The organism is Nitrosospira multiformis (genome assembly GCF_900110185.1).
GTDB lineage: Bacteria > Pseudomonadota > Gammaproteobacteria > Burkholderiales > Nitrosomonadaceae > Nitrosospira > Nitrosospira multiformis_A.
The window spans coordinates 225,864-250,795 of sequence record NZ_FOCT01000002.1 but is presented as its reverse complement, the minus strand read 5'-3'; the positions used below and the strand labels follow the sequence as shown (position 1 = coordinate 250,795).

Genomic DNA, 24,932 nt, shown 5'->3' with positions numbered 1-24,932 from the left:
ATGACTGCGATGGGATGGCGAAAATTTAACTGCGATGCGACTCTTCATCCGCTTCAAACCTCCGGGCCCAAAATGCCTGCTTTTCCCCACTTTCTGAAAAGCATCCTGCTATTGGGTATTCAACCGCCTAATCCAGAACAGATGCTTGGAGTGTTGTTCCACGCGAATAGTGCCGAAGCGATTCAGCAATTTTCCGAAACGGGCGATTTTCTGCTCGATCTCGGTCACTGAAATCTGCGGAAAACGGTGATCGTGGTACGCCAGCCGGTTGGGACCGGGCCGGTGCATATTCAACTTGGTCGCCATTGCTTTCAGCGTAGCGAGCGCCCATCCCTGAACGTAAGTTCCGAGAGGCTTTGGCGGGGGCTGGGATTGGCGGTAGCCGCTCTCCTCGAGAATGTCGACGATGCGCTCACAAGCCAATCGCCCATCCTGCGCCGCCAGATAGTATTTTATCAGCGCCTCGCGCTCCTCACCTGCCGCAGCGCCCAATTCACCGCCAAGAATGCGACTCAAGGTATCCCTTAATTCCTCGAAATTGAAGCACTGATGACTTAGCCGGGTGGGCAACCCCTGGAAATCATAGTCATAATACTCGTTGAACGTGGCCAGGTAGGATATTGCCGGTACTCCCAGAACATAAGCTTCCAGTCCGGTGGTGCACCCGTTGTGCACCATGGTTTTTGCGGCGAGAAGCCAGGGGATGACGTTTCCTTCGCTTGTTACCGCCACCCGCTCGCATTGCGCGGCAATATCGTGATAAATCTCGTGGTTTTCGCTCGGATGGGGACGGATAACGATGTTGAAATCGGGAAATGCACGTTCGAGCGCCGGAATGAGTTTAGTGAAATCTCTGAGTATCGCCTGCTTGTGATCCCACAGCCCTTCGGCAAACGCACGGCTCATCCCGATTCCCGATTGACCACGACGTGCTTTTTCCCCCTGCTTTTTCTCCGGCTGAAACAGGCCGATACTTCCGATAAAAGGATTTACATCGCTGAAATTGGTATTGATAAGAATGAAATTTCCGTGGAGATTTCGCAGTCTTTGCACCTCCGTCTCGAAGTAGGGGCGCATTTCACTTCGAAGTATGTCGCCACGGGGGTTTCCCGTGATGTGAATCGGCATGTTCGCAGGTAAAGCCGGATATTGTCGAAGCAGGTCGACGTTTTCCTGTCCCCATGCAAATATATGGGACACATTCTTTATCGTCGCTGGCGAAAGCCGGAGGGTGAAATAAGTATCCGCAGGGGGGTGTACGAGAGCCTCTTCCTCCCAGGCAACAATCTCATGACCGAGCTGGCGTACTATTCTGAACATGGTGTTGCTCAGACTGCGCATGCTCTTCGCAAGATACACACCGCGTGGAATCGACGCCAGTTCGAAATGGGCGTATGCGCGTGAGCCCATGATGACGGGAAAGCCGCGCTCGGCCGCAATGCAGGAGAGAAGGATTTTGGCATCCAGTTCGCGTACTTGGCTTTCCACGGGAATGATAAGCGTCGAAACAGAATTTCCCATAGGCTATTTCAAGAGTTCAATCAGGACATTTTAGACTATCTCCGGTTTTCGGGTTTGTCTCGTTTTTCAATACTTCCCATCGCGCGGCAAAAGCCCGAAAAAGCCCGGGATCGCTGGAAATGATGGCTATCTCATGATTTAGCCAGAATGACGGCTTGGTCCAGTTGAAACTGCCGAAAATGGTGAACACACGGTCGCCATCCTCCACCAGTATAAACTTGAGGTGCATCGGCAGATCCTGCGGATCCTGGAAACGTGAAAATTGCACATTGGCGGCCGAAAAGCGCCTTTCTACCTTTGCGGTTACGCGCCTCAGCATTGATTCGGCAAGAACCTGTACTGTAATCCTGCGCCGCGCAAGCGCGGTCATGATTTCAACTGCGCGTTCGGCTCTGATGTGGGATGCGACGACGCGCACCCTTGCGCCGGGGCGCACATTCGCCAGGAACTGCACTACCGGGTGCGGATATATGCGTGGCCAGAAATAAAGGCTTGTGTCCTTTCCATGAATTGTCTCATTTGCACGGGAAGAGAAGCGGTACAGGAGGCCGGGCGGCATGCGGTGCAAGCACCGGGCATGCGCCGTCAACTGCACGACCAGCATGGGATCGACGAGTCCGACAAGCACGTTGTGTCCTCTGTCCTGATCCCCCAGCTCGCGGATGATTTCCGGGTTTTCGTCCGGCATGTTTCCTGACGGATTGAAAGAGCCGACAAAGGCGATGGGCGCAGGATGCGAAAAACAGTAAAGTTTCTCGTGCAACTGGGGTTTCCACGATTTTCCCGCCGGGGCCGGAATACCTGGAATACGGATGATGCGCAGCGCTTTTCCGAGACCACCGGGTTGGGAAAGCAGAGCGATTACTTCGTCGTTGGCATAGGGAACGCGCGGCTTTCCTTCCAGGGTCACGGTCACTTTCACCCCTCGTCTGTGTGCCTGAACAAGTGCTTCCGCCAAACGCATATCGCGGAAATAATAAGTAACCCAATCGATGGCTCCTCCGGTCGGTACGGCAGCGATGTGCGCCGCCAATACATCGCGCAAGTAGCCCGGCGGCCGGTCTGGACCGCCGAAGTAAACCTCGAGCGGAACCTGGGTCTCCACCTCGATTATCAAGTCTGAAGAGGGGGATCTGCGGGCATGTGCAAGCAGCTTGCTCAATTAAGAGAGGGCCCTCAGAGTGTATTCGATGTTTTCATGCCAGTCTGCGGCTTTGCAGGTGAGCGGATTCCACCTTGGTTCTGCTGCGCGTCTGTTTCCTGGAAGTGGACGCTATCACGAGGCGGAAGAAATCAACCAGTTCCGGTACATGATGATCGAATGTGAACAGGTGCCGCTGCTGCCAAACCCGTTCACGCGTCGCTCGCAACTGCTTGCAATCGCGCAGCTGGGCGGCGAGCTCATCCACGGTGTCAAAAAAAATTCCAATGCCAAGCTGCTTTGTCAGTGTCCGGGTAGCGACGAATGCGCTCTCATTTGCTTTCTGCAGCATCGGCAAGCCGGCTACCGCAAGGGTGCTGAGTCGTGCCGGATAGTTCAGGTCATCCCAGTTTGCCCGCCTGATTTCCCCTCCATTGCTGCTTTCGAACAGGTGCAGCCAGCCCGCATCATATTGGGAAAACTCGGCAGTCCAGCGGCTTTGGTCCACGTTCGGATGTAAATGCAGGTGGTCTGGCGCCAACGCCCGGGTTTTTTCAATCCATTGCAGCCATTGTCCATGGGTTATCTCCCCATAAAAATGCAGATGGATGCCATGACCGGCCAACTCCGCTACATGATGGGGGTGCAAGCCAATGGGTCGCCCCGGGGATACGGTATGAATATCACCTTCGCTGGCGGAACGCAGCGGCGCTCTAGGGTGATCAAACCAGTCACGCTTGGGCAGGTCTCCATCCAGCAGATGAGTGGGTTTGTCCAGCGACAGGCCGGGAATGATGGTATCAAACCAATCCCGCATTTCGGGGCTGGAGAAGATCTGCCCGTCCGAATACCGGTGCAGGTCAATCAGGTGCGGCCAGGTTCCCTTTTCAAGGCAGATGAAAGGTCCCTCCTTGAAATGCCAGACGAAAGGAATGCCTCGCGTGGCCATCAATACCTCATGTGCAAACGGGACGGCCTGCCAGTTGAGCAGCGCATAGATAACATCGGGCTGCACCTGCTTCACTGCTTCGCGCCAGTTGTCGCGCGGCAGGTCCTCCACATGTCCGAAAGGCATCGGCCCCACAGCGTTGTACCAGTACGGGCTCTGCATCCACAGGCCATACAGCTTGTGCCCCTGCTCTTCCAGGGCGAGCACGCGATCCGCGTTATAAGCCAGTTCCCCGACCAAAAGTATTTTCAATCCGCTGGCGGATCGCAAAGTATCCGGTCGTTCGCGCATTTTCCGGTAATGTTCCGCTTCGTCGATCCAATGGCCTACGGTTGTATGAAAGCGCAGGGGTTCTTTGACGCGGTAATGGGAGCGAAACGTATTGATGCCGCCTTCCGGTTCCTGCATGATCTTGTGCCGTTGCATCGGGTGGGAGACCCACTCGCAGGTAAGACTTCCACTTTCGGCAAAAGCGCCGAGGGGGCGCAGCAGGCTCCAGTAGAGGCGTTCAAGATCATCCGACTCCAGTTCTGCGCGTTCCACCCACCGCACCGGCATTTTCCGGTGCATGCACTGCACCAGTTGCAAAGGAAATTCCGGAATCTGTCCAGCGGCCTCGCGGTTGTAATGGTGGCGAACGCCTGAACAAGCCAGTACAGCGCCTTTCTGCGTCTCGAGGCATGTTTTCAGGCTGCGCAGGTGATCGCGGTAATAAACGTCATCGCTTGGCAAGTAAGCGATGAGTGGCGCTTTTGCTTTGGCAATGCCTTCATTCAGGGCGTGACCCAGTCCCCGATTTTCGGGAAAGCGATAATAATGGATGCGCGTGTCGCCCAAGTATGCCGATACGACTTCCGCCGTAGAATCCCGTGAGCCATCGTCGATGATGACGGCTTCCCAATCCGTCAGAACCTGCGCCTGCAGGCTATCCAGCGCGCGTTCGATAAATCGTGCTTGCTCATAGGTGGGAACCACTACGCTGACTGAGGGAGAGGATGGCTGCGGCATCATGTGTCCTTTTTATCGTTGTGTACCTGAGGCCGCGTTAACTCCTCGCGGATAGCAAGTTTAATTATAGAAGCAGAGTCAGTATTTTTTAAGGTTCAGTCATATGAATTCATCTTTTCGCCCGTTTTCGATCCCCGATGCCTGCGCTTGTGTTTCAAGCAGCGCCACATAGCGCGGCAATACATCGGACCCGCCCACATGGAGCATTTCGTTGATGAAGCGTTGCCGGTGTTCCTCTATATAGAATGAATCGCAACCATTGGAAAGAAATCCCTCGATTCTCCGGTATACGTCATCCCGGCACTTCAACTCCGTTTCCGGCATGAAATGTGCCAGGGTAGAGCGGCCGGCGTGCAGGTAGTCGGCGGCGAGCACCGGTTTTTTTTCTTTGACCGCTTCAAATACTACCGAAGTGGCAAGATCGATGATGACATGCGCCCAGTTCATCAGATGAATGGAATGGATATGATCGGGTGCCACGCTTACATTGGGGAGACTACGCAGCGAGGCGTTTCTGGTGAGGGGTTGTCTCCAGCCGCCACGGGTATGAGGTTTGATCACCAGTTCCACGTTCGAAAAAGCTGCAATCATTCCCACTATTTCCTCGACCTCTTCCCAGAAGGTCGTAAAATTACTCTTTCTCAGGAATATCACGACTTTAAGGCCTTCGGTTTCCGTGGGCTCCTCCGTTCCTTTCGGTTCCTTCCGGGAGAGCTCTTTCTGGGAGAGGATCGCAGGCGGGGCAGGAGAAAGCCCCGCCAATTTTATCAGCCACTCATCACAGTAGCGGGGGGAGCCGAGGACGGCGATGGATTGATCGTCCAGGAATGGGCGAAAACGTTCCGCGCATAACTCGTTGGGCACCACCAGCTTGTCGAATACTCTTGCTGCGGAGTAGAGGGAATCCGGCTTGAGACTCCACTCGCGATGCCGTATCAGTTGAGTGGCATGCGGGCTGTCCCCGTGTGGCAGCGACACCGTGCCCAGGCCCTTGCTGTGTGCAAGGGAAACAACCACTTCGACCCATTCCACGGAAACAGGTGAATCCCTCGTGATCCAGTCAAACACCACTACGCCTCTGTCAGCTGCAGTGAAACTGCGTTCCAGCAATCTGCAGGCGGTGCTGCGCCAGAGTGGCTGACGCCGGTCCACGCTGTACGCGCTAACAAGTGCATTGACGAGCGGACCCACTATCGATCGTCGCAAGCGGTTGGCCAGCAGCAGTGTCTGTAGCCGCCACCCAAAAAATTCCAGGGAGGGAAGGAGATCACGAATATGGGCAACACGCGCGCCCCGCAATGTACTCAGAAATTCAACACGATAATCATTACGGAATTTCGGATTGCCTATCAGCACGACATCGCACCGGTGGCCGGACTCCAGCCATTTTGATACAACCGGTGTAATATGATCTATATCGTTGTAATGTCTGAGAAAAACGAGCGCTTTCATATGGGGATTAAGGGAAAGGCCTGTGCCGGAAGGGCGTTTTTGCCTTATCCAGCAACCAGGTATAAAGACAAAGACAGTACAGCTGTTTCAGCTCGTTGATCTATCCCGAACTTCCTTCTGAGATTGTTGTTCACAATTCCTTATGTTCGGTACCGCACAGTTGGTTTTATTTCCGGTCCTTAGATTTATCAGGCTAACCATGATCGAGCAGACTTTTTAGCAGCGTTCAAATTCAATGACCAAGATCATTGCCGCTTTCCCGCTGATGTATTACTTTACTGGTAGACTATTTGTACGTCCAACAGATCAGGGGATACCGTGATAACTGAGGAACAGGATGCGGGATACCAGGAAGGCGATACCGTGCAGATGCTGACGATAGCGCCGGGAGCCGACTTGAGGGCGCCCGAGTTGCAGCGCGCGGCAATCGACATGCTGGAAGGGGGTGGTGTCATCTATCTGCCCAAAAGCGGGTTTGAGTTGTCTGGCTATGAACGGGAGCTGATCTCTGACACGGCGAATATCCTGTCCCGAACGCCAGACGTCGAGGACGGGCGTCCAACCATCATTTTTGATCCGGAGCGTGGGCGTATCAAGAAATATCATTATGCTCAGGTGCGTGGAAAGATGATGCGGGCACAGGTCAAGGACTCGGCCCGTCCTCAGATCGAGGCGATGATGTCGCGCTACAGCAAATGGACGGAGAGTGTCGTCACTCAATTGTTCCCCACCTACCAGGCGACCTTGGAGCGGAAACGCGTTACCTATCGCCCTTTCCCCCGCAATAACATCCAATCCCTGCACATTGATTCAAGTTATGGCTATCCTACGCAGGGGCGAAGCATGCTGCGCGTATTCTCCAATATCAATCCCATCGACAGACTTCGTATCTGGCAGCTCGGTGAACCGTTTGAGCCCTTCGTGCGACGCTTCCTGCCTGCCGTGCACCTGAGCGAACCGAGTTGGATCACCTCTATTCTGGGCCGTCTCGGCATCATCGACGGCCCCAAGACCCCATACGACCGTTATATTGCAGCCTTGCGTTCTCTCGGCATGCGCGACAAGGATTACCAGCGGACAGCGCCGCGCAAGGTCATGGAATTTCCCGCAGGCGCGAGCTGGATTGCGATCACCGATCTGGTGTTGCATGGGGCCATATCGGGGCAGCATAGTCTCGATCAGACCTTCTATTTACCGGTGGAGGCGATGAAGGATTCCTCGCGCTCATCATTGCGCATTCTGGAGAGGTTGGCGGGCGAGGCTTTGGTTTAAGCGTGAGAGGCGCCGGTGGAAGGTGCCAGTGAGAGGTGACACAGGCTCCGATAAAATCATGCGGACGGTCATCGGATAAAAGCATCCAGGCGATCAGTTGGGATGAAACCGGGACGAAAGCGGCGGCCCACCTCGGCGGCTATCCATCTGAATCAATCATAAGCTTATCACCTATGCCCCAGACACTCGGCGCCAGTACCGGAATACAATGAGCGCCTGGAGTATCGACAGAATTGCGCAGGCATTGAGCGGTGCAATGTGGACGTTTTCCTTCCTGCCTGATGACAACTCAACCGCCACTTTTGTCCATCGATGTTTCCGGAGGCAAAGCTGGCGGGATGCCGGGTTTCGCGAACGCACCCTCATGTATGCGGCTTTGCCGTTTGCGCCATTCGTCACCGTGGTGTTGGCTATCGCCTTCACTGCGCTTAACGGACAGGCTATAAAGAAGCAGACCGGGAAAGGGATAATCTGGCAAGCCCGGGAACAGTTTGAGATCGCGCTGCGATACGCGATTTTGCCCCCCTGGTATTATATTTTTGAACTGCATGACGACGACAAGCGGCAGCGCGCTTCTGAATACATCAACCGCTTTGAAGTAAAAACCTGCCTCTACCGCATCCTCCGCGACTACAACGGTGGCCTTCCCATCCCTGCAGAGCGCAGCACCTCCTGCATCAAGGACAAATTATGCTTCCTGTCACGCTGTCGCAAGTTCTCCATTGCCGTATCTCCGGTATTTTTTGTTGTCTCAAAGGGGGAGATCAAGGCGATTGATTGGCGTGGTTCGGGACTTCCGGAAACCGATCTGTTCGTGAAACCGCTGCAAGGCGAGAATGGAAGGAATACGATCCGGTGGGATTATCTGGGTTCGGGGCAATATCGGCGCAACGATGGTAAGCACGCCACCGCCCAAGAGGTGCTAGAGAGCTTGTGCAAGGCATCATGGCGCAGGTCTTTCCTGGTGCAGCCACGACTTATCAACCATACAGAGGTTGCCCAGCTTGCAAATGGCACCTTGGCGACGGTACGGGTGATGAGCTGCCGCAATGAGTGGGGTGAATTCGAAGCAACCAATGCGGTTTTTCGAATGGCGCAAAATGAGACCGTGGTTGTCGATAACTTTCACAGAGGCGGAATCGCGGTCAATGTCGATCTTCATACCGGCGAATTGGGAAGCGGCACCTGCGGCGCATGGGGGGCTACAGGAGGAGGATGGTACGAGCGACATTACAAGACAGGTGTGCAGATTCTGCACCGCAAGCTTCCGTGTTGGACCGAGTTGCTCGACCTGGTTCGATACGCCCATGGGAGCGCGTTCTCCGACCAGGTGGTAATCGGCTGGGATGTTGCCCTGCTCGCCAGCGGGCCGTGCATGATTGGAATCAATAAGGCCCCCGACCTGGACATGATCCAGCGGATAAGCCGGTGCCCGCTGGGTAACGAGCGGTTCGGGAAGCTTCTGGCATTCAACCTGAAACGCACTATCGAAGCTATGCATCAGTCTTTTTAAGCGGATCCGAAGAGTCGAAACCGGAGTTCGATCATGCGGGTCGGAGCGGATAGGGATTCGACCAGGCATTACCGCGATGACACATTTGTAGCCTTGTTTATGCCTTCCTTGATGGTGCTGGTTGCTCAGCACTGATTTCTCCGCCGATTATTTGCTTATACTCCGCTCTCCAGCCGTTTATATTGCCTGCATGAGCCCTATTCCATGAGTGAGAAAGCTGCAGTTCCCTGCAATCCGGTTCACGACGTGCGCGCATGGCAGGATGTGGCCGCAAAGTCTGTGTTGCTGTTTTTCGGGATCGCTTTGTGGAGCAAATGGCTAAGCCTGGGCACTGGCATTCTTCTGACCTTCGTCTGGATTCTCGATAATGGTCCTCGCAGGCTCGGCCAAATCATTAAAGAGCCGCTCGTACTGGGAATACTCCTTCTATGTGCCGTGTTGGCGCTGGGGCTCCTTTGGGCAGATTATCCCGAGGCAGGGCGAATGAAATGGAGGCGATATTTTGGCTTCCTGGTTTTCATCCCGTTTTTATCGCTTCTCAATAGAGACCGCTTGCCTTGGGCGATTGCCGGTCTGCTCGCGGGTTACATCATTGTCCTGTTGGCAGGAGTTTACCAATGGGCTGTTTCCGGAGTGCAAGGCATTCCACTCCTTAACATGAGCTATCTCGTGTTTTCCTCCCTGTTGGGGATCGGTGTCATTCTTTTACTCTATCTTGCCGTGACCATCGACGAGATAAAATGGAAATGCGCCTTGGGGCTTGGGAGCTTGTTTTTATTGCTGATCCAGTTTGGGCAATATGGACGCGGTCCCTTGCTGGCGACGCTTCTTGCCGTTTTTTTGTTGGTTTTCCTGACTTATAAAACGGAAAAAAAAGCACTCCTGGGTATCATCACATCGCTGGCTCTCGTGGTTGCGGTTCTGGTATACGGTAGTAACAGCTTTCAGGCCAGACTTGAGCAGGTAGAGGTCGAAGTGAAGTTATCCCAGCAGGGAAAGTACGATACTAGCCTGGGATATCGGCTGGCAATGTGGGATGTCGGCCTGCACGGGATTCTGGAGCATCCGTTTTTTGGCCACGGCACCGGAATGCCGGAAAGCTATTTCGAAAAAACCGTGGCAACCTATAAGGGCGGGATTTACAGGGATTTACCCCAGTATGTAGGAGCATCTCATTATCATAATGACTGGATCGAGATTGGAATGCATACGGGCGCACTGGGAATTCTGGTTTACGGCTTTTTCCTGTGGAGCTGGTTTCAAACACTGAGATCGCACCGTCTTCCAGTTCTGGGGGCGGCTTTGGTGTTCTTCATCTTCCTATCCGGCTTGACGGATACTTTTGCCCTTTACAGCAAAGTTCCTACCTTTCTCGTGGTCATCACCGCCATAGCCATAGCCTGGCAGAGGGAAAGAGAAGGAAGGAAATGGGCGGAAAAATCTGGAAGCTTCATTCAGCAATCCTCTGCCCGCCCGGACTCCCAGGCTTGAACGGTTAGGGGATATATGACATAGCGCCGGCTATGTATGTTTTTCCTCTGCGCACTTGGGCGAGATTTGCCGATATTGTTTGCCGAGGTAGCCATGTGCAACGCGATAGTATACCCCCCGCAAAGATTTACCGTTCTCCGTGATGGCCAGTTGCCGAACCGGATCAGGGTTGGCAAGCATCTTCCCGATCTCGATGCTGTCTCGGACGCATTCGAGATTGTCCTGCCACATGCCGACGAGAATGAGGGGTCGGGTCGTAGGGGATTCCGACGGATACCAGAGATCGTACATGGCGCCGCTGTCGCCGAATATGTTGCGCGAGCGTATTTCCATGGGTTTGCCCCGGTTATAGAAAGTGACAATGCTTGCCACGGACCACTTGCTCATGCCCACGACGATGGGCTCCTGGCCGGTCTGCCGCCGCGTATCCTCTACAATTTGCTCGATGCCCATCGTTGCCTGGCGCCAGAAATAATGCTCGGGGAAACCTTTATATATGCCCTGGTAGGGAATGCCCGGGAAGCCGAGAACGAGGTAGTGCAGCGCAATCGCATAACAAACCAGGCATGCCAGAATAGTGGGCTTCCAGGCTGCCGTTACCCGATCCGAAATCGTCGGGTTACCGGAGAAATTTCGCATTTTTCCCATCATCGAAGCGATGGCAGGCAGTACCATAAGCCACAATGGACCGGTCCAATGGAATCGCTGGGTATCGAAAATGCTGAGAATCAGGAAAATAGCCAGTGGCACGCCGGTGAATACCATAATGAACAGGCGCCGCCTGCAAATGGAGGAGCCATTATTCTGCTTGTTACCGGGCAGCAATACTATCGCGGCAGCAAGCAAACCGGTCGGCGTAAGCAGTACGGCAAAATGAAGAATCAATTCGAATAGTCCGAACTCGTTATCTCCTATGCCCCTGACGCGGCCGGACTGGAACAATATCGACATCCAGCCATGCTCCATGTTCCAGATGATTACGGGGGAGAACAAGAGCAGCGCAAGCAGTACGGCGAGGTATGGATAAGGATGGCGCAACCAGCGGCGTGCAACCGGGTCGATAATCACAAAAACCAATGCGGCAATACCCACCAAACCCAGCGTATACTTGGAGAGAATGCCCAGACCGAAGGCAATGCCTACCCCGAGCCAGGCCCGCTCCCGATTGGCGATCAGGGCCTGCTCGAGATAGTACAGGGTTGCCGCCCACGCGGCCACGAGCGGCGCGTCTGTGGTCATCAATGCGCCAGTGGCAAAGAAAAAGGGAAGAATCGCGAGCAGCAGCACAGCGCGAATCCCCGTTGCGCTATCGTATAGATTGCGCGTGAGCGCAAATAAATAACCCATCGTTATCAAGCCGCACAGGAATGCACCGACCCGAACGCCAAACTCGCTGTTTCCAAAAATGGACGTACCAAGCCATATTAGCCAGGCAACCATGGGTGGATGATCGTAGAAACTCAGATCCATGTGCTGAGCGTAATTCCAGTAATATGCTTCATCGGGAATCAGTTGCGCCACGCCGATGTAGATGAGGCGCAACAGGATGACAAATGCGATGATCCCGAACGAGGCGGTACGCCAGTCTGCGTCAGGCGAGGGTACGGCGTTCCCGGTGGGAACCACGTAGAAAACAGATCCCAGATACAGTATTACGGCTGTTGCCGCGATTGCAGGGAGTATGGCCGCAGCCGGCGGTATATGCCAGACCTGGATCAGCACCGCTAATATGCCGCCGCGCACGGAAAGCGCCAGCACACAAATAACCAGGAAGCGGCCGAATTGAGTCCGTCTGGAATAACCCGCGAGGTCGTATAAAAGCCGTGGTCTCGAAATAAACCAGTAGTGCAGGGTGGCAGCCGCGAGGAAGCCCGCGATATGCGACAGGGCGAGGCTCGCTCCATAGTTCATCAGCGACTCGAACAGCAGTCCGTCGAGGAACGCGGCTAATAATCCTGGGAGTGCAAAACGACCGCGATCCGGAAATAGGGGGCGTCGCGCAACTCCAGCCAGCTCAAGCATTTTTTCCTGCTCCTGTGGAAACCATATCAAGTTGTCTTTGTTCTGCTATTCTCGCTTGTGCCGATTTTATCTATTCTGCTCTCAGATAAGATGAAAGATAACTCTGGAATTCATTTTCGTCTCCCTCATCTTGTAGCACAAGTTCGTTACACGGTGGTTATCCACAAGCCCGGGATTACCAGGCAGGTATTTTCGCAGACGGAGGAGGCTTGCAGACTCTGATCCAGCTACCATTCCGGCATCGGAATACTGGCTGCGTCTTCTGTTCAACGCTCAACCTCGCTCAACCTGTATGACCGGTTAATCCGGTGTCTGCGTAGTAATGCCGGATGGGATGCAGGTTATCGTCAAGCTCATAGATCAGTGGGCGGCCAGTGGCAACTGACAACTTTATGAGCTGAATAATGGACAGGCCATCCAACTGCATCATCAGCGCTCGCAGGATATGCTTGTGGGCGACAATGAGCACTCGCTTGCCGCGCTGGATTTCCGGGGCGATTGTTTGCTGCCAGTAAGGCAGCATTCGCGCGAAGGCTTGCTGCATGCTCTCACCAAGCGGCAGTTCCCCAGGATCGATGGTTGCATAGCACGCCTGGTTTCCGGGAAAACGGATATCGGCGGGATCGAGTGGGGGTGGTGGAGCATCAAAACGGCATTGCGAACTGAGAATAGGGCAAAAGCCGTATTTCCTGATTGCCTTCCAGCGATTGATTCCTTCCAGAGCCCCATAGTGACGTTCATTCAAGCGCCAGTTCCGTTGCACCACCGGTTCATTCTGCCCCATGACCGATAGCACGATGCGGAGCGTGTCATTGGCACGGCTGAGCTCGGAGGTGAAGCAGATATCGAACTTGTGTCCTGCCTTTTTCAAGAGGTTGCCCGCCTGCTCTGCCTCCCGCTCGCCCCGGGGCGTCAAAGGGGCATCACCCCACCCGGTAAAGCATCCGTCGCGGTTCGAGACGCTTTCTCCATGTCGCAGCAGAACGAGTTGTGTCATATGTGGTTTGCTTCTCGATTAGGGAATGGATTCGACAGGGACACGCTCCGTGGGGAGGGCATCTCTTTTGCATGAATGTGTCATTTGATTTGAAATTTCGATGATATGTACAACATAGACAAAATACCGGGAAAAAACTACTCGAGTTCACGACGAGGGCGGGTGCCAACAACCCGGGTCGGAACGGACATCTGATCGGGAGCGGGGAATGCGGCGATAGCCGAATTTCTCAAGGCTTTCTGAAGAGGCGTACCTTATCAAGGCCAACAGGAGATGAGATGCTGTCTTATCAGCCGATTGGTGTCGGCGTCCGTCTTTGTAGCCTTGTTGAAGTCGGGCGGACCCGGCCAACCGGAATCGATGAATTTCACGCCGTTGAAATACGGGCCTTCCCCATATCGCGGAATGACATGAAAATGCACATCCGGGTCGACCATCATCAGCATGAGGTAGTTAAGCTTGTCGTAGTTGAATGCTTTAGCCAAAGCTGATTCCAGCTGGCCCGTTACTTTGTGAAGCTCAGTAAAGCTTTCCTGACCAAGCTGGGAGAAGGAGCGGGCTGGCTCATGCGCAGCAAGAACGAGAGAACCCAGTGTCAACTGGATCGGACGCAGCATGACGATCCAGTGCTGAAATTGATGAATGATTGTCTCCGGCGCGCCGAATTTCCTCATCGTGGGATTCAGTATTGCGGTACCGGAGGGGGTGGGAGTCATTTAGCACCTTCTAAACGGGTAGTTTTGCTGATGAGGTTTGAATATGTGGATTATGCGGATCGGTCCAAAGGAGGCAGCATCAAAGGTTTTCCAGAATAGCATGAAGCCATGAATAAGTCCCTGCAGCCGCGAGTATGACCTTACGGGATGAGCGGCATGAACTGTAACGGCGGTGACGCGGCTGCTGACAGCAAAGGGGTATTTCAAGGGGAGAGCAAGCAGACCATACTCGCTTGCCGTGTTTTTCCCCATGCGTCATCTGTTCCTACTCTGGCAATTGGGGCTCGTGATCAGGGGATGATCGTGGAAAAACAGTCCCGGTTATGTGCGCTGTTACACATACACTTTTGCTACCGAGTGAAAGAATTTCGCTGACCCGAAAAACGCTGCCGACGATCGGTTTGACGCTTGACTGCCATTCAGTCACGCTCTCAAGAGCCTGCCTACGCGCAGGCTCGCCCAAGGTTCTTCAGCGGGCATGACAAAAACCAGAAATACATTACTATTCCCATTTTTGCCATCTCGTTGAAGGAAGCCGAAGGACCATGAAGATTGTGAATGATCTGGGTATCGACAGGATCACGCGGGACTTGAGCGGTGCCATGTGGATCTTTGCCCGTTTGCGTGAAGACGACAGTTCCGCGGCGACGTTTATCCACCGCTGCTTCCAGCGCGAGATCTGGCGCGAGATCAGGTTACGCGACAGGGTCGCGATGTGCGCGGTTTTGCCAGCCGTACCGCTCGTCATCATGGCGGTGATCGCTGTCTTCACCGCGATCAACGGGTCTGCCATAAAGAGACGCACAGGAAAAGGAATCATCCGCCAAATTCGCGAGCAGATCGAGCTTGCGCTCCGCTTTGCGATCCTGTCTCCCTGGTACTACATCTTCGAGTTGCATGACGATGACAAGAAGCGGCGCGCCGGAGAGTATCTGAATCGCCTCGAAACGAAGGCTGGACTTTATCGCTTTCTGCGTGATTACAATGGCGGTCTTCCTGTTCCTGCTGAGCGAAGCACACCTTGCATTTCCGACAAATCGTGCTTCATGGCTCGTTGCCGCGAGCATGGAATCATGACAGCCCCTGTCTTCTTCAAGATCATGGGAGAGAAGGTCACAGCAGTGGATTGGAATGGCACCGGACTGCCGGAGGCCGATCTCTTTGTGAAGCCATCGCACGGCCGGGGTGGTAGAAATGCCACCCGCTGTGTTTACCTGGGTTCAGGGCAGTACCGGCGCAACGATGGCGAGATTCTGACCGGAAATCAGCTGCTGGAGCGCTTGCAGCTGGAGTCGCGGCAAAAGGCTTTCCTGATTCAGCCTCGGCTTCTGAATCATGAGGATATCGCAGACCTTGCCAATGGTACGCTGGCGACGGTGCGGGTAATGAGCTGCCGTAACGAACAGGGCGAATTTGAAGTAACCAATGCAGTTTTTCGGATGGCCCGGAAAAAATCTGTGGTAGTGGATAATTTTCACGCTGGAGGAATTGCAGCCAACGTCGATATTCGCACCGGTGAGTTGGGAAGAGGAACCGGTGGCGCGTGGGGCGCGACTGCTGATGGATGGTACGAGCGCCATTGCGAGACGGGGGTGCAGATCCTGCACCGGAGGCTTCCATGCTGGCCTGCGCTGGTTGATCTTGTGCAATACGCTCATGCCAGCGCCTTTTCCGATCAGGTGGTAATCGGATGGGATGTTGCCCTCCTCAACAGCGGACCGTGCATAATGGAGGCCAACAAGGCGCCTGACCTGGATATCATTCAGAGAGTGGGAGGCGGTCCGGTTGGCGAGCAGCGACTGGGAAAACTTCTGGCATTTAATCTCAGACGAACTGTCGAGACTAAATACAACAGGCCTGCCGCCTAGCGCTGCAGGGTTACGCTTCTACTCAGCTTCTTCTCGCTGAAGAGTTCTTCTGCCTTTATCAGATCAGCGGGAAAATCAATTTCACACCAGGAGCTTTCCGGTACAAAACACGCTTTTACCAGTTGTCTGCTGGCGAGGTTCTCTATTATGGAGAGGTACCAGGCTTTAAGTCCGCTCTGATGTCGCAGCGCTTCATCCAGGGTATCGCGAAAAAGCAGCGGCCCACGTTCCCTGAAAAGAACAAGGCCGACAGATTCGGCATCGATCTGATCTGTCGGCAGGGTTTTGCTGACATGTCTGACCCATCCGTTTTCATCCAGTTGGACTTTCATGTCATCCGCATCATAGAAAGGCTTTTGATCTACACCGAGCGTAACAGGCGCTGGATCGGAGTCCAGCACTCTCGCCAGTAAAACTTCCTCAAACAGCGTATCCCCATTCAGAAGCAGAAAGTCGCGGTCCATGGCCGGGCGTGCGATCCAGCAACTTACCAGGTTATCCGTAATACTGAAAAAAGGGTTGAAAACGGTCTCGATCCTTCCATCGTTTCCATAACGCTGTTGCAGCAAAGTTTCAATCAGGCAGGATTGGAAACCGGTGACCACTGTCACCTGATTGATCCCCGTTGACAGCAGGGCATCGATCTGCCATTCGATGATCGGTTTGCCTGAAATCGGCAACAGGCATTTGGGAATACTGGTTGTTAGCGGACCCAGACGGTGTCCCTGGCCGGCGCTCAGAATAATCGCCTTGACAGGAAGTTTTTCTTCGCTACCCGCCATATTGCAATCAGCTCCCGAAATGGAACAAGCCCTTGAAGGTTATATTTTTAAAGCATTCCCGGTTTTGTATCTGGCCGCTTGCTGTGGAGTGAGTGGAGCATGCGACTGGGCGCTGTTCATGAGGCTGTATTCAAGGGAGTAACGGGCTCAGGTCGGGTAGTACATCTACATGAGCTGGAAAAGGATTTTGATCGCCAGGACGTACGCGGCCTATAAACGCGACATTGTTGACCATGGCGCTCTGATAATCGATCAAGGCGTCTCCGATCATCAGCACGCGCTCTGGCAGAAGGCGATGGGTAGTCAGGATATCCGCGATCAGTTTCTGCTTGGGAGTGGGTGAACCGCGCACAGCAGTAAAATAAGATCCCAGACCGCGGCGAACAACGATCGTATTCAATTCAGTTTCCGGCGTACCGGATGCAACAAACAAGGGAATTCGTCCAGCTTCACGCTGGATCAGTTCCGCTGCGCCAGGGACAGGCGCGCTGGCAATCACAGCTTCGACCACTAGTTCGGAGAAGCGCTGATCGAGTTGTCGCTCCTCCTCCGCGGTGAGCGGAGGTTTTTCCAGCAGCGTTTCCTGAAAGTAACGGAATTTCTGATAGCGCGACATGCCGCCGTTCAGGACATGATATTTCGCGACCTCGACCATTACCTCCTCGCCATATTCCTGGTAGAGATTGGCAAACGCCTGTGTCTTGATTTCTCCTGATTCGACCACGACCCCGTCGAAATCGAAGATGATCGCTCGCCACGCAGTAGTCTTCATGCCTTATTATCCGATGCCAACGGTATGATTTCCTCATTTTCACCCGAATGACGCATGCTCTGATGAATATCCTGAAGGCAATCCAGCAGTCCCTGGCCCAGATCGACATGCTCGTTCAGCACCAGCTTGCGGCCGATGCGCGGCTGATAAGCATAAGGCGTTACTTCGTAATGATGTCCCGCACGGGCTTCATCAAAACGCAGATCGACTTTCCAAGGCATGATTTCTGAAATCATTGTCATCACATCCTTGATGTGCAACCGCTCCTGCCCTGTCAGGATCAGGTGGCGATTCGCAAACTCTGGCGCCAGTACCTGTACGCTCATGCGCGCCGCATCTTCCACATGAATATATTCCCGAATTGCTTCTCCACTGCCGTGATAAGTAATCGAGTGCCGTTCCAGCGCCTCGTACAGCATGCGGTAGATGCCGTTTCTCGCGTCGGCGCGTCGGCCATAGAGCGAGCCATAGCGCAAAATACTATACTCCAGGCCATAACGTTCGTGGTAGGTTTCGATGAAACGTTCCGCTGCCTGCTTGCTAGCCCGGTAAAAGGAACCTGATTCGGAATAGACGTAAATCGTGCTCGCGAAGACGAAGCGCCGGGCGCCGGCAAGACGCGCCGCTTCCAGCGTATGCATGTTACCCAGCACATTGACGGTCGCGGTAGCGATGGGCTTTTCCTGCGCTTCGTCAATATCTGCAATGGCGGCAAAATTGTAGACTACGTCGGCACCGTGAGCCGCTTCCTTCACCTGCTCAAGATCCATGATATCGCCAATGATCATCTCCTGATCCGCCCGCTGGTAGCGCGAGGGAGAACGGTCGAACAGGCGCACCCGATACCCCGAGTCAGAGAGAGCGTCGGCGACATGACTGCCTAGAAAACCACTGGCGCCATAGACAATGGCAATATCGCTGGACATCTGCTGTTTTAACCTTTTTCCATTACACCCGCTTCGATTAATCCGCGCACCAGATTTTCCGCGGCTTCCAGTTCCATGCGCTGACGCGATTCTTTTGCAAGAGAGCCGATATGGGACGTCAGTATTGCGTTATCGCATTGCAGTAACGGGCCATGGTACGGTTCCTGCTCGAAAACGTCCATTGCCGCTCCCCCAAGCTGCCCGCTGTTCAGGGCGTCGGCCAGCGCTGCTTCATCTATCAGACCACCCCGGGCCGTATTGATGACGATCGCGCCAGGCTTCATCCGCGCAAATGCTTTTTCATTCAACAGATGGTGAGTGTCCGCGTCATAGGTCAGGTGCAGACTGATAATATCTGCTTCGGCTATCAAGGTTTCAAAGGGTACCAGTTTCACGCCTTCCATTCCCGGAGGCACTTCCTTTACATAAGTATCGTGCGCCACCACCTGCGCTTCGAACGCACGGCACAGTCGGGCTACACGTGATCCCACCCGCCCAAGCCCCACAATTCCCACTTTTTGGGCAGCCAACAGGCCTCCCTGGGCCCTGGGCCACTGTCCCGCGTGAACCAGTTTATCTGTCTGGCATATCTTCCTCAATGCTGCCATTATAAGGGCCAGCGAGAGTTCGGCAACCGCTTGGGCGGGAGCTTCCGGCGTGTTCAACACCTTGATTCCGTGCCGCTTCGCTGCGCCTAGATCGACGCTGTCGAGGCCGCTGCCGCAGCGCGATACGACTTTCAGGCTCCTGGCACAGGAGAAAACACGCTCTGTGAGAGGCTCCACGCCTGCGATCATCCCCACCGTATCTTCGCCCAGTAAGGCGATAACCTCATCCTCGGTAAGTTTCCGCTTATGACTGTTTTCGGCAATGGGTATGCCTCTCTCCTGTAAAGGCCGGAGAACCATATTATGGCTGACGTCGAATGACGAGGTGGAAATGGCAAGCTTGTTCATAGAACTTCCCTGATGTTTTGCAAATGACTGCGGCAGACGGTATCGAGAATGCGGATATCCAGGCCATAGCCAAGAAAACTGAAGCCCGCCTCGATATTGCGACGCAACTGTTCCGGATTGGGTTCGACTACATGAATCCCGCCTGCCTTGCCTGTGCGTCGCCCGGCATCTTTTACCCGTTCTATCGCGGCCTGGACTTCCGGATCATCGAGTTCTCCGGGACGGCCGAGTGATCCCGAAAGATCGTAGGGACCTATGATATAAGCATCGATTCCCGGAACGGAAAGAATCGAATCGATGGCATCGACCGCATCGATATGCTCGATCATGGCAATGATGACCGCATTCTCTTCCAGCCAGTGGCGATATTGCTGAAACCGCGCGCCATATCCCTGGGCGCGTGCGAGGCCGACCCCCCGTTGTCCACGTGGAGGATAATATACTGAGTTTACGGCTGCTTCGGCATCGGCCGCCGTTTTGATCATGGGCACCATTACGCCTGTTGCCCCTGCATCCATGATCCGCTTGATCTGGTCAGGATGATTCGACGTCAATCGCACGATGGCGGGACATGCACGGCTGTCGAGCACCTGGATCAGCATCTGAACTTCGCTTAGTTCCAGAACGCTGTGTTCCGTATCCAGCACCAGCCAGTCAAATCCCGCCGCAGCCATGATATCGGCGATGGAAGGATGTCCCAAGGTGATCCAGGAGCCGATGGTCAAGGCGTTGCGGGCCAGTTTTGCTTTTAATTGCACGTATGAACCTTGAGAAATGAATTGCGTCCGAGAGAATTATAGAGTCCGCCTTAGTACGATGCGAGTAACGGGTCTTTCTCCATCAGTCTGGCTACACGGTCCAGGTCGGCCTGGGTATCGACAGCCTGGGTATTGAACCGGGTTTCCACCATTTTTACACGATAACCGTGCTCCAATAGCCGCAGCATATCCACCGATTCAAGCTTCTCGAGCGGCGTGGATGGCAGCCTGGAGAATTCGAGCAACGTTTTACGGCGGAAAGGAATGATGCACACCTGTTTGAAGGCCAGAGTATGTGGAAAATCAGAGCCGGCAGACAGGGCGGACGCCGGCACAGTCGGAATCGGCTGGCGTGACATGAAGAGTGCGTCGCCACGCTGGTCTGTAACAACCTTGATTGTATTGAAGTCGTAGAAGTCCCCTTTATTATCGATGCTCCGCATGAGATTCACGCAACCCAGTTCCGGATCATGCCGGAATGGATCCACTGCTGCGTCGATCATCTCCGGGTGAGTCATCGGTTCATCGCCCTGTACCATGACGATAAGTTCAGCATCGATTTCTGCCACCGCCTCGGCCACCCGGTCGCTCGCACGTTCGTGAGTATCTGCGGTCATAATCACCGGCGCACCGAAATTCTCTGCGGCGCGTCGTATTTCGTCATCGCAGGTGGCTATATAGGTTGCATCAAGCGCCTTGCTCAAGGCGACACGCTTATACACATGCTCGAGCATGGTTCGGCCCAGCAGATTCGCAATGGGTTTTCCTGGAAAACGGGACGAACCCATACGGGCCGGTATAACAGCAATTGTTTTCATGTGGGGTTTATGTTAATTGAAGGCGATGAAGCCGAGCTTTTTACTTTGACTGATGACTGCCTTTATTTATCGGGATAGGTTGCCCTTTAAAGGTGCGCATCAGGCATCGGAGGATTATATAGTGAGTGATTTCTGGAGCTATGTTTTGGCGATTGCAGCAGAGGTGCCGCAAAAATCGGGCTAATGGCTCAATGGTGACTCCATTTTAACAGAAGGCCGGGGAAGTAAAAACATCTGTAATGCTAGTAAAATCGGTATCAGCGCGTGTAAAATTGCAAGATTTTTCCCTGAGAATGTCTCAAGGGCCTCAAAATGAGGAGATGCAGCGTATTGCTTGCGTCCAAGGAATAGGTATGCTGGTATGAAAGCTTTATTTTTCCTCCGTCATTATAATGACATCGATCACATTACACCGGTCATTTATAAATGGACCAGCAAGGGTCATACTTGCGACATCGTCCTGATCGGCAATTCGCGATTCCGCACGGATTATCGCATCGGGTTCCTGAAAGGCCTCGAGGGCGTGCGGATGGCCTATATTGCGGATGTATTGCCACCGCTCGACTTTATCAGATGGTTTTTCCAAACGCTGATACTGATCCGCAGCCTGCGTCGCCCCTTCATCGGGCCGATCATGAAGAAACTGGAGGAGGTTTATGATGCCAAGCGGCGCGCTCCGGTTTGGGAGCGCACAGCAAAGCACTTGCTGACCCGGAGTTTCGCAGCGAATGAGGAAGGCGTGGTGGTGTTTGACTGGATAGAACGCAATTCCTCCATCTGTGTGGAATGGGTCAAGGTGGTATTGTCGACGGCGCGCGGGATGGGTCTGGGTACGGTATCGCTGCCGCATGGGGACAGTCCCCACGCTAGTCAGTTGATCCGACGGCGCGAGTTGCGACTGGAGCCTGATACCACATTTGCCAACGCCGGTATTTTCGAGAAGGTTGTGGTGCCGAACGAGTTATGCTCAGTGCGCTTTCGCCCTTTCATGGATAACCAGAAACTTGCGATACTCGGTTCCCCACGCTACTGCGACGAGTGGCTCGCCAAACTGGCAACGTTAATGCCGCCCTCACCGCTGACGCGCTCCGATAGCAACCTCAAGGTGGCGATGTTTCTGAGAAAGAGTAATTTTTCCACTTTCTGGGAAGAAGTGGGAGAGGTGGTGCGCATAGTGGCAGGCTTTCCGGGAGTGGAGCTTATAATAAAGCCGCATACCCGGGGCGGCTGGCAGCAATCCCTGACAAAAGATGTTTCGCTCCGGCGTTTGCCCAATGTGCGGGTAGCGGGCGGCAGTCTTCATTCTATCCATCTGATGAACTGGGCAGATGTCATTATCGATCTTGCCACCTCTGTAGTATTCGAGGCGGTAAAGGTCGGGAAGCCTGTATTGGCGGCGGATTACCTGCACGCCGGCCGCTCAGCTCTTGCTGAATACCTGCCGGAAGCAGAATTGCGTTGCCGCGATGATGTGTATAAACACATGGAAAAATTCCTTACCCAAGGTTGTGATTCTTTTTATATAGAAGAGCATCGTCAACGTTTCCTCAAGGAAATGATCGATGTAGGGGACCCGGACGTGTTATCGCGTTATGTCGGGCTGCTGGAGGGACAAGTGCGGCCAAAGGCAGACCAGAGTCAGCCTGAGTCGCAAAGCAACACCAAAGATTTCGCTTTTGCCTGATTAGCCGGCTTCGCTGGTAGTTTTCTCAAGGAGGTTACTGAGCCGTATGCCGGCGATGCCACCCATCGATGTGGTGATTCCCGTCTATAATGCACCAGTGTTGACACGGCGCTGCATCGATTCAGTCGTTGCCTGCCTGAGCCAATCCATACGCTTCATTTTCATTCAGGACGACGCGTCGGGCATGGAAACCCATACCATGCTGGATCAATTACCGTGCGAGCGCATACGCGTGCACCACGCGCGGGAGAACCAGGGTTTCGGCGCCTCGGTAAACGAAGCAATCGGTCGCTCCGACGCATGCTACGTGCTGGTCCTGAACTCCGACACAGTAGTGCGCGAAGATTTTTTACCGCTCTTATACGCAGCATTCGTCGCTGATTCCCGGTTGGCAGTCATCATCCCCGCAGGGAATGATTTTGCCGGATATGATTTGAACCGGTATGTGCGGCAGCCAGGCGGCTATGTTCAGACACACCGCCTTCGGGGTCACGCGTTTCTCATCCGCCGGGAGGTATTCCGGGATGCGGACGGTTTCGATCTGGCATTCGGCCGCGGCTACTATGAAGATGTCGATCTTGGGCGCCGGCTCAACAAGCGCGGTTGGCGGGTGGGTGTGCATCCGGACGCCCACATACAACATGAGGGGGGAGGATCGTTCGGCCGCGGGCGCTCCTTCAAGAAACTGGTCAGGCGCAATCGTAAGCTTTTTTTTTCGCGCCATCCCAGCGCAAAGCGTAATATTCTCCTTCTTTCCGGAGACTGCCCGCTGGCGGGTTTTCCATTGAGCCTGCTGGAGGCGCTCGACGATGTATTTTGCGGAGGGGGATACGTTTACTGGCTTTCGCCCGAAGCAGCAGGCATGCTTCTCTGTTTGCAGATGAGGAGCCTCTCGTCGGGCGTGGACGCTGCCGTGCGGCTATTCTTATGCAGTTGGCGTGAGGACAAGCGCATTTCGGAAATCTGGATATTGCCCGATGTTCCACGCTTGCGATATGGAGCGCTGACCTTATGGGCGCGTATTTGCGGCTTGCGGATACTGACCTGGGAAAGGGCGCCTGCCGAGGAAAATTGTACTCCTAAGCTACTTTGAATGCTCTACGGAGAGAACGGGGATTTCAGCCGAGGCGATGAATCTCCCGCAAGAACTGCGAGGGCCTGAAGTTTAAGAAAATTCTGCAGTTATCCTTTTGGGCTGTTGTATCCGGGCCGTTACAACCATTTTTTCCAGCGGAATAGTAGCAGCATCGCAACACTGATGATTGCCATGGTGGCCAGTACAACAAAAAAACCCATGTGCCATTCAAGCCCGGGCATGTATATGAAGTTCATTCCGTAAATGCCCGTTATCAGCGTCAATGGCATGAATATCGTGGTAATGACAGTAAGAACTTTCATGACAGTACTGATGCGGAAGCTCACGCTCGATAAATAAATATCGAGCATACCCGCCGTGACATCACGTAGCGATTCAATCGATTCGATAATGTGGATGGTATGATCATACACATCCCGCAGGTAGAGTAGGGTATTGCGGCTAAACAGGGGTGAATCTCCACGCTGCAACGAACTGATCACCTCACGGAGCGGCCACAGCGCTCTGCGTAAAAAAACGCCTTCACGTTTGAGTCTCTGAATGGATTGCAAAGTTCTTGGTTGCGGGTGGGCGACCAGTTCCGTTTCCAGCACCTCCGTTTTTTCGTCGAGGCGTTCAAGAATGCTGAAGTAGGTGTCGACTACTGCGTCAATCAGGCTGTACATCAGGAAATCGGCACCGAGCTTTGCGCTTTGGCCTTTGCCCGATCGCAGGCGGTCGCGGACTGACTTGAATTGAACATCATTCGCTTCCAGAAACGACAGCACGAAATCCTTGCCGAGTACGAGGCTTATCTGTTCGGAATATATTCTCTCTTCCGCGCCTCTGGTTTCATACCCGAAGGTTTTGAGCACCACATACAGGTAATTTCCGTAATCCTCCACCTTGGAGCGTTGCTCTGTGTTGAATATGTCTTCCAGTACCAGAGGGTGGAGGTCAAAACACGCGCCGATTTGCTCGATCATGCGGATGTCGCCCAGTCCCTGCAGGTTAACCCACTTGACCCCGGAAGCATGTTTGATCTTTTCGGCAAGTTCCGCGGGAGCCACCTCGGATTCACGCACGCCTTCCAGACCGTAATCCAGCAAGGTTATGACGGGTGCCACGCCTTTCTTTACCCCGATATGCACCAGCGTGCCCGGGGGCAGGCCTGCTTTAGTGGATCTTTTTTTGGAATGGGATGCCATCGG

General features: G+C 53.9%; 20 protein-coding genes. 6 read left to right on the top strand and 14 right to left on the bottom strand.

Annotated elements, in window-relative coordinates:
• Positions 1–108: 108 nt before the first annotated feature.
• The 4 genes from BMY01_RS03400 to BMY01_RS03385 all read right to left on the bottom strand — a co-directional run bounded on the left by BMY01_RS03400 (position 109) and on the right by BMY01_RS03385 (position 6,071).
• On the bottom strand, positions 109–1,521 hold the full coding sequence (locus tag BMY01_RS03400; RefSeq protein ID WP_074744299.1) for a surface carbohydrate biosynthesis protein: 1,413 nt from the start codon (positions 1,519–1,521) through the stop codon (positions 109–111).
• Between the two features lie 16 nt (positions 1,522–1,537).
• Positions 1,538–2,683, bottom strand: a complete 1,146-nt coding sequence (locus BMY01_RS03395) for a phospholipase D-like domain-containing protein (protein ID WP_074744297.1) — start codon at positions 2,681–2,683, stop codon at positions 1,538–1,540.
• Positions 2,684–2,717: 34 nt separating this feature from the next.
• Positions 2,718–4,622: a glycosyltransferase family 2 protein gene (locus tag BMY01_RS03390; protein WP_254772585.1), complete on the bottom strand. Its 1,905-nt coding sequence runs from the start codon at positions 4,620–4,622 to the stop codon at positions 2,718–2,720.
• Between the two features lie 96 nt (positions 4,623–4,718).
• Positions 4,719–6,071, bottom strand: a complete 1,353-nt coding sequence (locus BMY01_RS03385) for a hypothetical protein (RefSeq protein ID WP_074744295.1) — start codon at positions 6,069–6,071, stop codon at positions 4,719–4,721.
• Between the two features lie 318 nt (positions 6,072–6,389).
• On the opposite strand from BMY01_RS03385, the gene BMY01_RS03380 reads away from it, so the two are divergent.
• From BMY01_RS03380 to BMY01_RS03370, 3 genes are all read left to right on the top strand, one after another.
• Positions 6,390–7,343: a Kdo hydroxylase family protein gene (locus BMY01_RS03380; protein ID WP_074744293.1), complete on the top strand. Its 954-nt coding sequence runs from the start codon at positions 6,390–6,392 to the stop codon at positions 7,341–7,343.
• A gap of 208 nt (positions 7,344–7,551) precedes the next feature.
• Positions 7,552–8,856, top strand: a complete 1,305-nt coding sequence (locus BMY01_RS03375; RefSeq protein WP_074744291.1) for a sugar-transfer associated ATP-grasp domain-containing protein — start codon at positions 7,552–7,554, stop codon at positions 8,854–8,856.
• Between the two features lie 204 nt (positions 8,857–9,060).
• Positions 9,061–10,347 (top strand): O-antigen ligase family protein, encoded by a 1,287-nt coding sequence (locus BMY01_RS03370; protein WP_081353660.1) that lies wholly within the window; start codon positions 9,061–9,063, stop codon positions 10,345–10,347.
• A 30-nt stretch (positions 10,348–10,377) separates the two neighbouring features.
• Here the strand turns inward: BMY01_RS03370 and BMY01_RS03365 are convergent, their stop codons facing one another.
• The 3 genes from BMY01_RS03365 to BMY01_RS03355 all read right to left on the bottom strand — a co-directional run bounded on the left by BMY01_RS03365 (position 10,378) and on the right by BMY01_RS03355 (position 14,082).
• Complete coding sequence (locus BMY01_RS03365; RefSeq protein ID WP_081353702.1) at positions 10,378–12,369, bottom strand: glycosyltransferase family 39 protein; 1,992 nt, start codon at positions 12,367–12,369, stop codon at positions 10,378–10,380.
• A gap of 283 nt (positions 12,370–12,652) precedes the next feature.
• Positions 12,653–13,366, bottom strand: a complete 714-nt coding sequence (locus tag BMY01_RS03360) for a 2,3-bisphosphoglycerate-dependent phosphoglycerate mutase (protein ID WP_074744287.1) — start codon at positions 13,364–13,366, stop codon at positions 12,653–12,655.
• A gap of 257 nt (positions 13,367–13,623) precedes the next feature.
• On the bottom strand, positions 13,624–14,082 hold the full coding sequence (locus BMY01_RS03355) for an HIT family protein (RefSeq protein WP_074744285.1): 459 nt from the start codon (positions 14,080–14,082) through the stop codon (positions 13,624–13,626).
• A gap of 545 nt (positions 14,083–14,627) precedes the next feature.
• Here BMY01_RS03355 and BMY01_RS03345 point away from each other — a divergent pair.
• Positions 14,628–15,950 carry a sugar-transfer associated ATP-grasp domain-containing protein gene (locus BMY01_RS03345; RefSeq protein ID WP_074744281.1) on the top strand — a complete coding sequence of 441 codons (1,323 nt, stop codon included), beginning with the start codon at positions 14,628–14,630 and terminating at the stop codon, positions 15,948–15,950.
• Here BMY01_RS03345 and BMY01_RS03340 read toward each other — a convergent pair.
• The 6 genes from BMY01_RS03340 to BMY01_RS03315 form a co-directional block, all read right to left on the bottom strand.
• The gene (locus BMY01_RS03340; protein ID WP_074744279.1) at positions 15,947–16,732 is read right to left on the bottom strand and encodes a phosphocholine cytidylyltransferase family protein; all 786 of its coding nucleotides are present in this window, start codon (positions 16,730–16,732) and stop codon (positions 15,947–15,949) included. The two genes, BMY01_RS03345 and BMY01_RS03340, sit on opposite strands and share 4 nt — an antisense overlap.
• 130 nt (positions 16,733–16,862) lie before the next feature.
• Positions 16,863–17,504 (bottom strand): HAD family hydrolase, encoded by a 642-nt coding sequence (locus BMY01_RS03335; RefSeq protein WP_074744277.1) that lies wholly within the window; start codon positions 17,502–17,504, stop codon positions 16,863–16,865.
• Positions 17,501–18,430 (bottom strand): NAD-dependent epimerase/dehydratase family protein, encoded by a 930-nt coding sequence (locus tag BMY01_RS03330; RefSeq protein WP_074744275.1) that lies wholly within the window; start codon positions 18,428–18,430, stop codon positions 17,501–17,503. Before BMY01_RS03330 ends, BMY01_RS03335 begins: the two co-directional genes overlap by 4 nt.
• Before the next feature lie 8 nt (positions 18,431–18,438).
• Positions 18,439–19,386: a phosphoglycerate dehydrogenase gene (locus tag BMY01_RS03325; protein ID WP_074744273.1), complete on the bottom strand. Its 948-nt coding sequence runs from the start codon at positions 19,384–19,386 to the stop codon at positions 18,439–18,441.
• Positions 19,383–20,144 (bottom strand): HpcH/HpaI aldolase family protein, encoded by a 762-nt coding sequence (locus tag BMY01_RS03320; RefSeq protein WP_074744271.1) that lies wholly within the window; start codon positions 20,142–20,144, stop codon positions 19,383–19,385. Before BMY01_RS03320 ends, BMY01_RS03325 begins: the two co-directional genes overlap by 4 nt.
• Positions 20,145–20,194: 50 nt before the next feature.
• Positions 20,195–20,962 (bottom strand): 3-deoxy-manno-octulosonate cytidylyltransferase, encoded by a 768-nt coding sequence (locus tag BMY01_RS03315; RefSeq protein ID WP_074744270.1) that lies wholly within the window; start codon positions 20,960–20,962, stop codon positions 20,195–20,197.
• A gap of 361 nt (positions 20,963–21,323) precedes the next feature.
• Here BMY01_RS03315 and BMY01_RS03310 point away from each other — a divergent pair, with 361 nt between their 5' ends.
• Both BMY01_RS03310 and BMY01_RS03305 read left to right on the top strand, forming a co-directional pair.
• Positions 21,324–22,646, top strand: coding sequence for a hypothetical protein (locus tag BMY01_RS03310; RefSeq protein ID WP_074744268.1), 1,323 nt, complete (start codon positions 21,324–21,326; stop codon positions 22,644–22,646).
• Positions 22,647–22,692: 46 nt separating this feature from the next.
• The gene (locus BMY01_RS03305; RefSeq protein ID WP_074744266.1) at positions 22,693–23,739 is read left to right on the top strand and encodes a glycosyltransferase family 2 protein; all 1,047 of its coding nucleotides are present in this window, start codon (positions 22,693–22,695) and stop codon (positions 23,737–23,739) included.
• A gap of 119 nt (positions 23,740–23,858) precedes the next feature.
• On the opposite strand, the gene corA is transcribed toward BMY01_RS03305, so the two are convergent.
• Positions 23,859–24,929: a magnesium/cobalt transporter CorA gene (corA, locus tag BMY01_RS03300; RefSeq protein WP_074744264.1), complete on the bottom strand. Its 1,071-nt coding sequence runs from the start codon at positions 24,927–24,929 to the stop codon at positions 23,859–23,861.
• Positions 24,930–24,932: the final 3 nt, after the last annotated feature.

Bases quoted from the DNA above. Each gene is read 5' to 3' on its own strand.
- BMY01_RS03400 (WP_074744299.1), bottom strand. From the start codon at position 1,521: ATGGGAAATTCTGTTTCGACGCTTATCATTCCCGTGGAAAGCCAAGTA.
- BMY01_RS03390 (WP_254772585.1), bottom strand. From the start codon at position 4,622: ATGATGCCGCAGCCATCCTCTCCCTCAGTCAGCGTAGTGGTTCCCACC.
- BMY01_RS03385 (WP_074744295.1), bottom strand. From the start codon at position 6,071: ATGAAAGCGCTCGTTTTTCTCAGACATTACAACGATATAGATCATATT.
- BMY01_RS03375 (WP_074744291.1), top strand. From the start codon at position 7,552: ATGAGCGCCTGGAGTATCGACAGAATTGCGCAGGCATTGAGCGGTGCA.
- BMY01_RS03370 (WP_081353660.1), top strand. From the start codon at position 9,061: ATGAGTGAGAAAGCTGCAGTTCCCTGCAATCCGGTTCACGACGTGCGC.
- BMY01_RS03365 (WP_081353702.1), bottom strand. From the start codon at position 12,369: ATGCTTGAGCTGGCTGGAGTTGCGCGACGCCCCCTATTTCCGGATCGC.
- BMY01_RS03360 (WP_074744287.1), bottom strand. From the start codon at position 13,366: ATGACACAACTCGTTCTGCTGCGACATGGAGAAAGCGTCTCGAACCGC.
- BMY01_RS03355 (WP_074744285.1), bottom strand. From the start codon at position 14,082: ATGACTCCCACCCCCTCCGGTACCGCAATACTGAATCCCACGATGAGG.
- BMY01_RS03345 (WP_074744281.1), top strand. From the start codon at position 14,628: ATGAAGATTGTGAATGATCTGGGTATCGACAGGATCACGCGGGACTTG.
- BMY01_RS03340 (WP_074744279.1), bottom strand. From the start codon at position 16,732: ATGGCGGGTAGCGAAGAAAAACTTCCTGTCAAGGCGATTATTCTGAGC.
- BMY01_RS03335 (WP_074744277.1), bottom strand. From the start codon at position 17,504: ATGAAGACTACTGCGTGGCGAGCGATCATCTTCGATTTCGACGGGGTC.
- BMY01_RS03330 (WP_074744275.1), bottom strand. From the start codon at position 18,430: ATGTCCAGCGATATTGCCATTGTCTATGGCGCCAGTGGTTTTCTAGGC.
- BMY01_RS03325 (WP_074744273.1), bottom strand. From the start codon at position 19,386: ATGAACAAGCTTGCCATTTCCACCTCGTCATTCGACGTCAGCCATAAT.
- BMY01_RS03315 (WP_074744270.1), bottom strand. From the start codon at position 20,962: ATGAAAACAATTGCTGTTATACCGGCCCGTATGGGTTCGTCCCGTTTT.
- BMY01_RS03310 (WP_074744268.1), top strand. From the start codon at position 21,324: ATGAAAGCTTTATTTTTCCTCCGTCATTATAATGACATCGATCACATT.
- BMY01_RS03305 (WP_074744266.1), top strand. From the start codon at position 22,693: ATGCCGGCGATGCCACCCATCGATGTGGTGATTCCCGTCTATAATGCA.
- corA (WP_074744264.1), bottom strand. From the start codon at position 24,929: ATGGCATCCCATTCCAAAAAAAGATCCACTAAAGCAGGCCTGCCCCCG.